The organism is Winogradskyella sp. ECml5-4, assembly GCF_036903175.1.
GTDB classification, from domain to species: Bacteria; Bacteroidota; Bacteroidia; order Flavobacteriales; family Flavobacteriaceae; genus Winogradskyella; species Winogradskyella damuponensis.
The window spans coordinates 248295-262225 of sequence record NZ_JAYJLF010000001.1; the positions used below are offsets into that span (position 1 = coordinate 248295).

Annotated in this window: 16 protein-coding genes; 11 read left to right on the plus strand and 5 right to left on the minus strand. The window is 32.2% G+C overall.

Features of this window, described 5'->3' with window-relative positions; genetic code table 11:
• Positions 1-135: 135 nt before the first annotated feature.
• Both VDP25_RS01025 and ahcY read right to left on the minus strand, forming a co-directional pair.
• Positions 136-606: a DUF1569 domain-containing protein gene (locus VDP25_RS01025; protein WP_334465702.1), complete on the minus strand. Its 471-nt coding sequence runs from the start codon at positions 604-606 to the stop codon at positions 136-138.
• Positions 607-703: 97 nt separating this feature from the next.
• The gene (gene ahcY, locus VDP25_RS01030; RefSeq protein WP_334465704.1) at positions 704-2020 is read right to left on the minus strand and encodes an adenosylhomocysteinase; all 1317 of its coding nucleotides are present in this window, start codon (positions 2018-2020) and stop codon (positions 704-706) included.
• Between the two features lie 131 nt (positions 2021-2151).
• Here ahcY and VDP25_RS01035 point away from each other — a divergent pair, with 131 nt between their 5' ends.
• From VDP25_RS01035 to VDP25_RS01070, 8 genes are all read left to right on the plus strand, one after another.
• A complete protein-coding gene (locus VDP25_RS01035) occupies positions 2152-2778 on the plus strand; it encodes a 4'-phosphopantetheinyl transferase family protein (RefSeq protein ID WP_334465705.1) in 627 nt (208 codons plus the stop codon).
• Positions 2778-3518: a geranylgeranylglyceryl/heptaprenylglyceryl phosphate synthase gene (locus tag VDP25_RS01040; RefSeq protein WP_334465708.1), complete on the plus strand. Its 741-nt coding sequence runs from the start codon at positions 2778-2780 to the stop codon at positions 3516-3518. Before VDP25_RS01035 ends, VDP25_RS01040 begins: the two co-directional genes overlap by 1 nt.
• A gap of 21 nt (positions 3519-3539) precedes the next feature.
• On the plus strand, positions 3540-3800 hold the full coding sequence (locus VDP25_RS01045) for a hypothetical protein (RefSeq protein ID WP_020898157.1): 261 nt from the start codon (positions 3540-3542) through the stop codon (positions 3798-3800).
• Complete coding sequence (gene pnuC, locus VDP25_RS01050; RefSeq protein WP_334465713.1) at positions 3784-4416, plus strand: nicotinamide riboside transporter PnuC; 633 nt, start codon at positions 3784-3786, stop codon at positions 4414-4416. Before VDP25_RS01045 ends, pnuC begins: the two co-directional genes overlap by 17 nt.
• Positions 4377-4946, plus strand: a complete 570-nt coding sequence (locus tag VDP25_RS01055; protein WP_215926863.1) for an AAA family ATPase — start codon at positions 4377-4379, stop codon at positions 4944-4946. The genes pnuC and VDP25_RS01055 overlap by 40 nt, the downstream gene beginning before the upstream one ends.
• The gene (locus VDP25_RS01060) at positions 4943-6502 is read left to right on the plus strand and encodes a DUF4301 family protein (protein WP_215926862.1); all 1560 of its coding nucleotides are present in this window, start codon (positions 4943-4945) and stop codon (positions 6500-6502) included. Before VDP25_RS01055 ends, VDP25_RS01060 begins: the two co-directional genes overlap by 4 nt.
• The gene (arfB, locus tag VDP25_RS01065) at positions 6502-6906 is read left to right on the plus strand and encodes an alternative ribosome rescue aminoacyl-tRNA hydrolase ArfB (protein WP_334465721.1); all 405 of its coding nucleotides are present in this window, start codon (positions 6502-6504) and stop codon (positions 6904-6906) included. The genes VDP25_RS01060 and arfB overlap by 1 nt, the downstream gene beginning before the upstream one ends.
• Positions 6907-7337: 431 nt before the next feature.
• On the plus strand, positions 7338-9554 hold the full coding sequence (locus VDP25_RS01070; protein ID WP_334465724.1) for a TonB-dependent receptor: 2217 nt from the start codon (positions 7338-7340) through the stop codon (positions 9552-9554).
• Here the strand turns inward: VDP25_RS01070 and VDP25_RS01075 are convergent.
• Complete coding sequence (locus VDP25_RS01075; RefSeq protein WP_215926859.1) at positions 9551-9982, minus strand: hypothetical protein; 432 nt, start codon at positions 9980-9982, stop codon at positions 9551-9553. The two genes, VDP25_RS01070 and VDP25_RS01075, sit on opposite strands and share 4 nt — an antisense overlap.
• Before the next feature lie 364 nt (positions 9983-10346).
• Between VDP25_RS01075 and greA the strand changes: the two genes are divergently transcribed.
• Together greA and VDP25_RS01085 are read left to right on the plus strand one after the other, a co-directional pair.
• A complete protein-coding gene (gene greA, locus VDP25_RS01080) occupies positions 10347-10820 on the plus strand; it encodes a transcription elongation factor GreA (RefSeq protein WP_215926858.1) in 474 nt (157 codons plus the stop codon).
• A gap of 101 nt (positions 10821-10921) precedes the next feature.
• On the plus strand, positions 10922-11311 hold the full coding sequence (locus VDP25_RS01085; RefSeq protein WP_215926856.1) for an HIT family protein: 390 nt from the start codon (positions 10922-10924) through the stop codon (positions 11309-11311).
• 7 nt (positions 11312-11318) lie between these two features.
• Here VDP25_RS01085 and VDP25_RS01090 read toward each other — a convergent pair whose 3' ends face one another.
• Positions 11319-11672 (minus strand): hypothetical protein, encoded by a 354-nt coding sequence (locus tag VDP25_RS01090; RefSeq protein WP_334465730.1) that lies wholly within the window; start codon positions 11670-11672, stop codon positions 11319-11321.
• A 104-nt stretch (positions 11673-11776) separates the two neighbouring features.
• Positions 11777-12928 (minus strand): sensor histidine kinase, encoded by a 1152-nt coding sequence (locus tag VDP25_RS01095; RefSeq protein ID WP_334465732.1) that lies wholly within the window; start codon positions 12926-12928, stop codon positions 11777-11779.
• A 123-nt stretch (positions 12929-13051) separates the two neighbouring features.
• Here VDP25_RS01095 and VDP25_RS01100 point away from each other — a divergent pair, with 123 nt between their 5' ends.
• A complete protein-coding gene (locus VDP25_RS01100; protein ID WP_334465735.1) occupies positions 13052-13921 on the plus strand; it encodes a flavin reductase family protein in 870 nt (289 codons plus the stop codon).
• Positions 13922-13931: the final 10 nt, after the last annotated feature.

Here is a 13931-nt window from a genome sequence, read left to right on the forward strand (position 1 = left end):
TTATATAATTAAAAAGCCCTCACAGGTTTAAACTTGTGAGGACTTTTTATAGCTTGATATAAGCTTCTCTATACCGTTCTAACACATTTGATTTGTCTTTACACTGCATCGAAAATCTATAAGCCTTAAAACTATTTACTTCAATATCTGCTTTATAATTTTTAAATGATGATTGGTGTGCGCATCTAAGAATTGTACAACTCTTGATTTATTTACATTGCCAAACAAAGGGTGTTTAAAATAAGCATTGTTGTCTAAACTTGATATTGTTTTTATCTGCGCTCTCGCTTCTGCTAATTGTAATATAATATCAGCTTCTAAAATGACTTCAGGCGGTGTCACATATTTTGGAGCTTTTGCTTTTCCTCTTGGAAAGAATCTAAATTTCAATAACAACTTACCTACCAAACTAAAATTATCCTTATACAAGGCTGGATCTGAATCCTGCATATTTTTCACAACAGTATTAATCACTTTTAAACTATGATCTATATGCCATGCCACATTCGCTTTTGAAACACTTGTGTTTATAGCTTTACTTTTAGGAATTAAACCTTCTAAAACATCTAATTTCTTTTGCAAAACGGTACTGTTAACTGCACTCATTTTAATTTTTTATTGAAAGGTAACTATAATAAAAAAATCCCAAACACTAATGCTTGGGATTTTTCAATTATAAGATTTCTGCTTGCGCAGGAATTTATTAGTATCTGTAATGCTCAGGCTTATAAGGACCTTCAACTGTTACACCAATGTATTCTGCTTGGTAGTCTTTTAACTCCGTTAACTCAACACCTATTTTTTCTAAATGTAATTTAGCCACTTTTTCATCTAAATGCTTTGGTAACATGTATACGTCATTGTCGTACTTATCACTGTTTTTCCAAAGTTCAATTTGCGCTAAAGTTTGGTTTGTAAAGGAATTACTCATTACAAAACTTGGGTGACCAGTTGCACAACCTAAGTTTACTAAACGACCTTCTGCAAGAATGATAATGTCTTTCCCATTAATGTTATACTTATCTACTTGTGGCTTAATCGTATCTTTAGTGTTACCATGGTTTTTATTTAACCAATCCATTTGAATTTCGTTATCAAAATGACCAATGTTACAAACAATAGTTTTGTCTTTCATGGCTTCAAAATGCTCTGCACGTACAATATCTTTATTTCCAGTAGTTGTAATAATGATATCTGAATTAGCAACAACAGTTTCTAATTTCTTTACTTCAAAACCATCCATAGCAGCTTGTAAAGCACAAATAGGATCAATTTCAGTAACAGTTACAATAGAACCAGCACCTTTAAAAGAAGCCGCTGTACCTTTACCAACATCACCATAACCACAAACAGTAACACGTTTACCAGCTAACATAATATCTGTTGCACGACGAATAGCATCTACTGCAGATTCCTTACAACCATATTTATTATCAAACTTAGATTTTGTTACAGAATCGTTTACGTTAATTGCTGGCATTGTTAATGTACCATTTTTAACACGCTCGTAAAGTCTGTGAACTCCCGTTGTCGTTTCTTCAGATAAACCTTTAATTCCAGCAGATAACTCTGGGTATTTATCTAAAACCATATTGGTTAAATCACCTCCATCATCTAAAATCATGTTTAATGGTTTACGATCTTCACCAAAGAATAATGTTTGCTCAATACACCAATCAAATTCTTCTTCTGTTAATCCTTTCCATGCATAAACCGCAGTTCCTGCAGCAGCAATTGCAGCAGCAGCTTGATCTTGCGTAGAGAAAATATTACAAGAACTCCAAGTTACTTCAGCACCAAGAGCTTGTAACGTTTCTATTAAAACTGCCGTTTGAATTGTCATATGTAGACAACCAGCAATTCGTGCTCCTTTTAAAGGTTGCTCATTTTTATATTCTTCACGTAAACTCATTAAGCCTGGCATTTCTGCTTCAGCCAATTCAATTTCTTTTCTTCCCCAAGCCGCAAGCGACATATCCTTTACCTTATTAGGTACGTAAGCAACTGTTTTTGTACTCATATTATTTTCTTTGTTTATATATTTTGAAACACCTTTGGGGTTAACACTTAAATAGTTAAATTCGCTTATCTAAAAAACGCTTAATCCGCCTTAGGCGATGCAAAGATAATCAATAACATTCATAATTCTAAATGCCACTATACAAATCCATTAGTGTAAATTCACAAACTACTGTTAAAATCTGGAAGATTGAAGAATCTTACGACGCATTATTTCAACCCTTAGATTTAAAACCACAAAGTTTACAACGTGTGTTAAGCATGAAAAGTGAGTTACATCAACGTGGTTTTTTAAGTGTTAGACATTTATTGCACGAGTTTGGATACACAGATCAGGATTTATATTATGACGAAAACGGAAAACCGCATCTTAACGATGGTAAACACATTTCTATAACACATTCATTTACATTTTCTGGAGTCATTATAAGTGATGCTGAGGTTGGTATTGATATTGAAAAACAGCGTGAAAAGATAGGAATTATTGCACATAAGTTTGTCGATTACGAATCTAATTATGTAAAACCTACGGACGAAGATTATATTAATAGACTTACCGTCATTTGGGGAATAAAAGAATCCCTTTACAAACTTTTTGCTACTCCTGGCATGTTATTTAAAGAACATTTTTTAGTCATCCCGTTTATGCTAGAAGATGGTTGTACAGTAGCGTGGATAGATTATAAAAACAAAAAATATAGATACCATACAGCGTTTTTAGAATTTGAAGGTTTTACTTGTGCTTATGTCATTCCTTAATGAATAGTATTTATAAAAATATAACCGCTTCAAAAGCTAAAGATGAAAAATTGTTAGCCGTTTTGATTGATCCTGATAAGATGAATCTTAATGATGCTTCTCGTTTTATCTCTAAAGTAAACCAATCGATAGCAACTCATATTTTTGTTGGAGGAAGTGAAGTTGATGAAGGCTTAACAGACTCCTTAGTTATTGAGGTAAAAAAATACACCAATCTACCAGTAGTTTTATTTCCCGGTGACGTCATTCAAATAACAGACAAAGCCGATGGAATCTTATTTTTATCCTTAATTTCTGGTCGAAATCCTGATTATTTAATAGGAAAACAAGTAGAAGCTGTTTCAAAACTGGCCAAGACCAATCTTGAAATTATTCCAACAGGTTATTTGCTTATTGAAAATGGAAAAGAAACGGCTGTACAACGTGTAAGTGAAACAAAACCCATACAACGAAAAGACCTTCAAACCATAAAAGATACCGCAAAAGCAGGAGAATTATTAGGCCTGAAACTTATCTATCTCGAAGCTGGTAGTGGAGCAACACATGCTATTGAGCCTCATATTATTTCCGAAGTTAAACAACAATTAAACATTCCTCTAATCGTTGGTGGAGGTATAAGAACCAAAACAGAAATAGAAGCTGCCTACAAATCTGGAGCAGATATCGTCGTAATTGGAACTGCTTTTGAAGATAACGAAGCCTTTTTTGATAAATTGAAAAAACAGCAAATACACAACTAATAAATAGTTAAGACAAGGACAATGAAGATATCCATCGAATTACAATTATCACCATTAAAAGACGATTACGAACCTCATATTATTGATTTTATAAAACACTTACGAGCTTCAGAATTCACGGTTTTAGAAAACCCTTTGAGTACTCAAATTTATGGCGATTACGATACATTAATGCCGTTTTTAACTCAAGAAATAAAACGTTCATTTTCAGAAATTGATATTGCCGTATTACAAATGAAAATTGTAAAAACAGACCGAAGCGACTATGAACCACATTTTTGATTTTCTTTTTTCGCAATATTCTGATTACGAAACCACTGATATTGTTTTAGAAATTGTAGCCGTTATTTTTGGTTTTTTATCGGTTTGGTATTCCAAACAGAATAAACTTCTTGTTTTCCCAACAGGAATGATAAGCACGCTGATTTTTGTTTACCTACTACTAAAATGGGAACTCCTTGGAGATATGATGATCAACGCTTACTACTTCTGTATGAGTGTTTATGGTTGGTATATATGGACACGTAAAGTAGATGCCACACACGTTACTCAAATATCAAAAACCACTAATAAAGAAAAAATACTAAGCCTTGCCATATTCATAGCAACCTTAGTGTTTGTATTCATTGTATATAAAAGCTTTAACAAATGGAATGGCTGGGTAGCTTATGTAGATACCATAACAACAGCTATATTTTTTGTAGGCATGTGGTTAATGGCAAGGAAAAAAATAGAAAATTGGATCTTCTGGATTATTGGCGATGTGATTTCTGTACCTTTATATTTGTATAAAGGATTCACATTCACAAGTTTTCAATATTTAGGATTTACAGTTATAGCAATATTTGGTTATTTAGCATGGAAAAAAAGCTTAAACAACAAGCTAGCAACTGCATAAAAGTAGTATTATTTGGCCCAGAGTCTACAGGTAAAACAACATTATCTCAACAACTCGCCAGACACTATAACTCCGTTTGGGTGCCAGAATATGCTCGTGAATATTTACAAGATAAATGGAATAACGAACGCAAAACATGCGAACCTAAAGATTTATTGCCCATTGCAATTGGCCAGATGAATCTCGAAAACAAATTAGCTAAAAAAACAGATTCTGTTTTAATTTGCGACACCGATTTACTTGAAACTAAAGTTTATAGCGAAGTTTATTACTCAGGAACATGTGACCCGATTTTAGAAGCACATGCTCTAAAAAACTCTTACGATATTTACTTTTTAACCTATATTGACACCCCGTGGGAAGCTGATGACCTAAGAGACAAACCCAATGAACGCGAACGTATGTTTAATGCTTTTGAAACAACTCTAAAAACGCATAATAAACCTTATATTTTATTAAAAGGAAGTAAAGAGAAACGTCTTAAAATTGCAATACAACATATTGACAACCTACTATTGAACAAATTATGAAGTTTACCAAAAAAGACATAAAACAAATTGAATCTAAAGATTTAAACTTAGATGTTGTAAAAAAACAGATTCAAATTTTCGAAACTGGAATTCCGTATACAAACATTTCAAAGGCCGCGACTATTAACAATGGCATTACGGTATTAAACGATACTTTAATTGAAGAATATATTTCCTTATTTGAAAAAGAAAAAGACAACAAATCGTTATTAAAATTTGTTCCAGCATCTGGAGCAGCAACTAGAATGTTTAAATTTCTATTTCAATTTGTTAATCAATATAATTCCAATGAGCAATCGCTCAATTCTTACATCAATAGAAATAACCTTAGAGAATTATCTCTTTTTATGGTTGGAATGGAAAAATTTCCGTTTTACAATCAAGTTTTAAAACTGTTGAAATCTAAAAACATAGATTTTAAAACCTTGCCTAATACAGAAAAAGTATGGCAATTTGCAAAGGCCATGTTGGATCAAGATCAATTAAATTTTGGAAATCAACCTAAAGGCTTATTACCTTTTCATCAGTATAAAAAAAATCATATATCTACAGCTTTTGAAGAACATTTATACGAAGCTGCTTTGTATGCATCAAGTAACGGCTTAGCTAAGTTGCATTTTACCATTTCAGAAGATCATCAAAACAAATTCAAAAAAGAATTTAAAAAAATCCAACAAGATATTGAACAAAACACAGGAGTTAAATTCGATATTTCTTTTTCATATCAACAAAAATCAACAGATACAATTGCTGTAACTTTAAACAATAAACCCTTTCGGGACAAAGATGGCTCAATATTATTTAGACCCTCTGGACATGGAGCCTTATTAAAAAATCTAAATGCACTCGATGCTGATATTATTTTTGTTAAAAACATAGATAATGTTGTTGTTTATAAATATAAAGAAGAGGTTGCTACCTATAAAAAAATACTCGCGGGAATTCTTTTAAAATTGCAATCTAAAGCATTTGAATATTTACACGATTTAGATTCTGAAAACATTACGGAAGATAATTTAGCTGCTATTGAACATTTTATAACGGAAGAATTAAGTATTAAAATATCTGATGAGTATAAAAAATATACTGATTATTATAAAATTGAATACTTACATGAAAAACTAAACCGTCCGATCCGAATTTGTGGTATGGTAAAAAATGAAGGAGAGCCTGGAGGTGGTCCTTTCTGGGTAAAAGATCATAAATCTAACCAATCACTTCAAATAGTAGAGTCGGCGCAAATCAATTTAAAAGATCCAAAACAAGAAGAAATTCTTAAAAACGCTACGCATTTTAATCCTGTAGATTTAGTCTGTGGCGTAAAAAACTACAAAGGTGAAAAGTTTAATTTAGAAAATTATGTCGATCACAATGCCGCTTTTATAACTCAAAAAACTAAAAATGGTAAGGACTTAAAAGCCTTAGAATTACCTGGACTTTGGAATGGAAGTATGGCACATTGGAATACTATTTTTGTTGAAGTTCCCATTATTACTTTTAACCCAGTAAAAACAGTAAACGATTTATTAAAATCACCACATCAAATTAAAGAATAGTGGATGTAACCTTACTTAAATCTGAATTAACCTATAAATACGTTCGAAGCTCGGGAAGCGGAGGACAACATATAAATAAGGTATCTTCAAAAGCTGAATTATACTTTGATCTTGAAAACTCATCCGTTTTTAATGACGAAGAAAAACAAAAGCTTTTCGAATTTTTCAATAATCGCTTAACCAAAGATGGTGTTTTAATTCTAGCCTGTGACGAAAGTCGAAGTCAATTTAGAAACAAAGCTTTAGTCACACAACGCTTTATAGAATTGATTGAAGAAGGTTTAAAAGAAGAGAAAATACGTATTCCAACAAGAATTCCTAGAGGAGTTAAAAAGAAACGCTTAAAAAATAAGCGTATCCATGCTGATAAAAAAGCAAATCGGAAGCCTCCAACACTTGAGTAAACGCTCAATTCTTTTCACTAAAATATTAGAGTTTCAAAGCTTTACGTTTGCACTATCTTACCCGACGTTTTTGTGTCAAAAAAAAAATCAAATTTCCTCATTCGTAATTCTAAAATCCGTTATATCTTTGCCGCGTTCTCAATAAAGGGGTGCCAATAAGTGGCTGAGATCATACCCATTGAACCTAGAACAGGTAATGCTGTTTAGGAAACGAGCGCAAAGAAAATGTCCTTTTTGGATGTTTTTGGCAGGTGCTATAAGGTTTTCAATGTTTATTTTTTACTTCTGAATTTAATATCGCCTAATGCTGCGCAAAAAAAATTCAAAATAAGAAATAACAAGGCCAAATAACAGCTGTTATAAGCTCACAATAATTAATTATTAACCAAGAATAATGACCTCTTTTTATTCGATTATAATACTATAGTCGTATGAAAATTTTATTCAACAATCTCTCAAAAAAAAGTAGGCAGAGATTAACACTTTCAATTGCATTTTTAGGTATTTGTTCAGTTTATGGACAAGAAAAACAACAAGACTCTACTAAAGTTGAAAAACTAGACGAAGTTCTGGTAAGAGCTGTCAGGGTTGATGCTAAATCGCCAATTACGCATTCTAATGTGACCAAAGAAGCTTTAGCTAAACGTAATTTAGGACAAGACATTCCAATGTTATTGAACTTCTTACCTTCGGTAGTAACGACTACAGATGCGGGTGCAGGAATTGGTTACACTGGTATTAGAGTTCGTGGTGTAAGCTCACAATCTACCAATATTACTATCAACGGTATTCCGTATAATGATGCGGAATCATTAGGAACGTTTTGGGTTAATTTAGGAGATTTTGCGTCTTCTACAGAAAGTCTACAATTACAACGTGGTGTAGGGACCTCTACCAATGGTTCTGGTGCTTTTGGAGCTAGTATTAATGTGTTAACCGATGCCGTTTCAAAAGAAGCTTCAGGGGAAATTGCAAATTCTTTTGGAAGTTATAACACAAGAAAGCATACTGTAAAATTCAGCACAGGTTTAATCAATGACCACATTGAAATTGCTGGTCGTCTGTCTAATATTGCCTCAGACGGTTATATTGATCGTGCTTCGGCAGATTTAAAATCCTATTTTTTACAAGGGTCTTATGTAGATGACAACACCTTAATTAAAGCCATCACTTTTGGTGGTAAGGAAGTCACGTATCAGTCTTGGAATGGCTTAGAAGATTTAGAAAAACTAAAAGACGACCGTACGTATAATACGGCAGGTGAATACACCGATGACAATGGTGTTATACAATTTTACGATAATGAAGTCGATAATTATAGCCAAGATCATTACCAGTTACATTGGAACCAGCGCTACAACAACCAATGGTCAACCACATTAGGCTTAAACTACACCAAAGGTCAAGGGTATTTTGAACAATACAAAGAAGACGAAAGCTTTGACGATTATGGTTTTGAACCTATAGATTTCAATGGAGAAATCATTGATGAAACCGATTTAATTAGAAGACGTTGGTTAGATAATGATTTTTATGTTATCAATGCTAACGCTAGCTATAAAGACGACAATCTTAATTTAATTTTTGGTGGTTCTTATAGTCATTACGATGGTGACCATTTTGGTGAAGTGATTTGGGCAGAATACGCCAGTCAAACTGAAATTAGAGATCGTTATTATGATGGAAATAGTATAAAAAACGATTTATCTATGTTTACTAAAGCCAATTACAGACTCAACGAAAAAATAAGTTTATACGGAGATTTACAAGTTAGAAATGTTACTTACAAAACAACGGGTACAACGTCTGATCTTGTAGAGTTTGCTGTAGATAAAGATTTTACATTTTTTAATCCAAAAGCTGGAATCACCTACTCTTTAAATACGAACAATGACCTCTACTTCTCTTATGCTAGAGCCAACAGAGAACCAAACCGAACCGATTTTGAAGTTGATCAAAGTATAAAACCAGAACAGCTTAATGATTTTGAATTAGGCTGGAGACATAAAAAGAACAATTTTAATTTTAGTGCAAACACTTACTTTATGTTTTACAAAAATCAGTTAGTACTCACCGGAGAATCTGACGATGTAGGAAATCCTATAAGACAAAATGTAGATAAGAGTTACCGTATAGGTTTGGAACTAGAAGCTATTGTTCCTATAACGTCTAAATTAACGTTACAACCAAATATGACAATCAGCGCTAATAAAGTAGATGAGTTAAGCTTCTCTTTTGATGGAGAATCACAAAATTTAAACAATACAGACATTTCATTTTCACCAAGTTTTGTTGCGGCTAATGCCATCGTTTTTCAACCTATTGAGAATCTACAAATGTCTTTATTAAGTAAATATGTTGGCGAACAATTTATGAGTAATACTGAAGCAGACTTATCAAAGCTAGACAGTTTCTTTATTAACGATTTCAACATTAATTATACTTTAAAAACAGCATCTGTTTTTGATGCTATTGTATTTTCAGGTTTAGTCAATAATATTTTCAATGTAAAATATGTGTCTAATGGCTATTATTACACGTATGATGACAGCTGGTCTAACCCAGGAAGTATTACTACTATTGAAGGAGCTGGTTTTTACCCGCAAGCAACCACTAACTTTTTAGTGGGAGTAACCTTAAAGTTTTAGTTACTAACTAAATATGTATTATTACCGATAGGCTCAACTCTGTATGGCTTTAACGTACAGGGTTGAGGATTATCGCCTATTGCTGTCCCAGTAACTAAGCTATACTCGTTACCGTCATCACAACCACAAACGGCATTTAAACCTACAATTGTTAGTTTAGAACAAGACGAAGCTGTATGGTTAGGATCAGAACCGTCCCAAGCTAAAATTGAATTCGCATTAGTTCTCACCAAAATAATTCCGTTATTCCCATAACCATCAACTCTAATAGCATTTACAGGAAACAAAAGCTGATTAAATTGAGGAAGGTTAAGGTTTACTGTTAGATTCACTCCAACATCAAGCAAATAGTTACAATTATATATTGGATCTTTCTCTCTACAACCTAAAATAACAATACAACTTAGGATTAAAAATAATTTCTTCACAGTTTTAATTCTTTTTTTAAAAGTTTGAAATTTAGTGAATTGAAAAACAAAATCGTCTAAAGCCACGAGAACACTCGTTTTCTTATTCAGCTTTTAAATTATTAACATTTTTCATGAATTCTAACTTCAATTTTTGATTCGCAATTTACTATTAATTCAACAATACAGTAAATATTTTATATATTTGCATAGTAATCTCGTCAGCGCGAGGTTTTTTTTATGCTAACATTATAATTATAGAATAACGAGCTTCTAAGAAGTATATTATCTACAGTCATTTTTGAGCCTGTCTGATTTTCAGACAGGCTCAAAAATGATAAGGAATCTGCTAATTAGAATTCGTTATATTTAAAACGATTAAATTATGAGTAAAGTATCTTATTACACAGCTGAAGGTTTAAAAAAATTAAGAGAAGAGTTAAACCATCTTAAAGATGTGGAACGTCCTAAGGCATCACAAGCAATTGCAGAAGCTAGAGACAAAGGCGATTTAAGTGAAAACGCAGAGTATGATGCTGCGAAAGAAGCGCAAGGTATGCTAGAGATGAAAATTTCTAAAATGGAAGAAACTTTGTCTGGTGCAAGAGTTATTGATGAGTCGCAATTAGATTTAACTAAAGTTTTAGCCCTATCAAAAGTTAAAATTAAAAACCAAATCAATGGCATGGAAATGACTTATACTTTGGTCGCCGAAAGTGAAGCCGATTTAGCTAGTGGTAAAATCTCAGTAAATTCGCCTATTGGAAAAGGTTTATTAGGTAAATCTGTAGGAGATACTGCCGAAATACAAGTGCCAAGTGGTATAATGAAATTTGATATTCTAGAAATTTCTAGGTAACAATAATCATGTTTTAATTAAAATACCAAACTAATACTATAAAAAAGATTCCTCATTACAGGAATCTTTTTATATTTATAGAAGACAATAATTACTAGATTATGGCCACTATTTTTACAAAAATAATTTCAGGTGAAATACCATCGTATAAAGTCGCCGAAACTGAAGATTTCTTTGCGTTTTTAGACATTAATCCAAATTCTAAAGGACATACCTTATGTATTCCTAAAAAAGAAGTCAATAAAATTTTTGATTTAGACGAAGCAACTTACCTAGGCTTAATGAAATTTTCACGTCGTGTTGCAATTGCCCTAGAACAAGCCATCCCTTGTGAGCGTGTGGGTATGTCTGTAATTGGCTTAGAAGTACCGCATGTACATGTGCATTTAATTCCGTTGCATACTATGGACGATGCACGTTTTACAAACAAACAAAAAGTAACACCTGAAGAATTTAAGGCTATTGCCGAAAAAATTGGATCTTATTTGTAATACTTAGTTATGAAAATACTCCTGTTGCAAATAAAATAATTGCAACTAATACAATAATTCCAAAAGCCATTAAACCCCAAGCAATGGGTTTTAGTTTAGTAGACTTAGATTTTGTTTTAAGTGCTCTTTTATGGTAATTTACAACTTGCTCTATTTCATCTGTCCATCGAATTGGAAAAATTTGCACATCACAATTAAGACAACGAATTTCACTTATTGTCTCATCTGTAATCGCTTTATAGAACCTTGTTTCTGTTAATTTTTGCTTAAACGTAAGTTCTAAACTATCATTAGAATAACATTCTGGACAGTTATTACCTATTCTAGCTTCTTTTAAAGTGAAAAATCGTGACGAATTCATGCCCAAATTTAAACTAAAATTTTGATATTTTTAATTTAAAATAAAAATGCTAACTTATTGTTTACTAGAAACTACACTCCTCTTTTTTACCAATAAATTATAATCTAAACTTGTTTTAATATAATTTGTATCGTTGTTCCTTTTCCTAATTCTGAAGTCAACACTTTTATTTTTCCATTGTGGTAGTCTTCAACAATACGTTTGGCTAAAGAGAGTCCAAGTCCCCAACCACGTTTTTTTGTAGTATAGCCTGGTTCAAAAATTTTAGTAAATGACGCTTTTGGGATGCCTTTTCCTGTGTCAGAAATATTAATAAATACTTGGTTTTCTAATTGTGTTAACTCAAGTTTTAAATCCCCTTTACCTTTCATGGCATCAATGGCATTTTTCACTAAATTCTCAATCGTCCAACTAAAAAGCTGCTCATTTAAGTTAACTTGTATTTCTCTATCTGGAATTATAATTTCAAAATTAATAAGTTTAGAAGATCGTAATTTAAGATACTCATAAGATGATTTAGTCACCTCTACAATATCCATTGTTTTAAGAGTTGGAGCAGAACCAATTTTACTAAAACGTTCGGTTATAGTTTGAAGTCTGTCAATATCTTTCTCTATTTCAACAATATATTCTGGATTTACATTTTCAGTCTTCAAAATTTCTGTCCAACCCACTAATGAAGACAAAGGAGTACCTATTTGATGTGCCGTTTCCTTTGCCATACCTGTCCAGAGTTTATTTTGCTCTGCAATTTTTGAGCTACGATAAAAGAAATAGACAACAGCTGCAAAGAGCAAAATAATGAGTAGTAAAGCTAATGGATAGTATTTTAATTTATTCAACAAAGGTGAGTTGCCGTAATATACCGTAGAAAAAATTTCATCCTTGTATCTTATTTGAATTGGTTCATTTTCACTTTTAAATTTTTCAATTAATTTAATAAGGTAAAGTGAATCTTGCGCTTTTTCTTCATCAATATTATTATATCCCAAACTCCCATCATTTGAAACATTAATCATTGGTGTTGTTGAATTGCTTGATAAAATAGATAATGGCAATTCTCCAATATCTGTATTTAAATCTAACGTTTTACTCAACTCTTTTTGAGCTAAAGACCATGTTTTCATTTTAGAACGCTCTTCAGCTTTAAAATTTTGAAAAAACGTATAAGTATTCCATAAAATGAGAGATATAATAATAAAGGAAGACGCAATTATAATCCAACGGATTACATTTCGGTTTAAGCTGAATGTCATTAGTTTATTTATTTCAATTTTAAATATAATGTAAATATGTTGATATTATTGCGCTTTAATATGTAGAAAATACTTTCGTTAGCAAATCAATATAATTATATTTGTTGAAAATCAGTCTAATACATGGTATCATTCAATCCACAGGATCTTACAACAGGCATTTTACACGGTTATTTATTAAGCGCCGTTGCTCCAAGGCCCATCGCCTTTGCGAGTACAATAGACGCAAAAGGCAATCCAAATTTATCGCCTTTTAGTTTTTTTAATGTCTTTAGTGCTAATCCTCCTATACTTATTTTTTCACCAGCAAGGCGCGTTAGAGACAATACCACTAAACACACATTAGAAAATGTTGAAATTACCAAAGAAGTGGTTATAAATGTGGTAAATTACGATATGGTACATCAAGCGTCTTTATCGAGCACAGAGTATCCTGAAGGAGTTAACGAGTTTGAAAAAGCAGGATTAACAATGTTACCTTCGGATAAAGTAAAACCGTTTAGAGTAGCAGAATCACCTATACAACTAGAATGTAAAGTCAATGATATTGTACATTTAGGTACTGAGGGAGGAGCTGGAAATTTAGTGATTTGCGAAGTGGTAAAACTTCATATTTCAGAAGAGGTTTTAAATGATGACAAAACGATAAACCAAGAAGCTTTAGATTTAGTTGCTAGAGCAGGCGGAAGCTATTATAGCAGAGCTAAAAAAGGTTTTTTTGAAATCCCTAAACCATTAGCAACAAAAGGAATTGGTGTAGATAATATGCCAGAACATGTTAGAAACAGTATGATTTTAACAGGAAATAACCTTGGAATGTTAGGCAACGTTGATGCCCTACCTACTAAAGATGAAGTTAATCAATTTGTTGAAAATATTAGTGAACGTTATCCAGACATTAAAACCGCATCACATAGAGAAAAACATAAATTAGCTCGAAATTATTTGAGCTATGGAGACGTAAAAAGTGCTTGGAAGTTATTACTTTCGTAGCCTGAAAAAA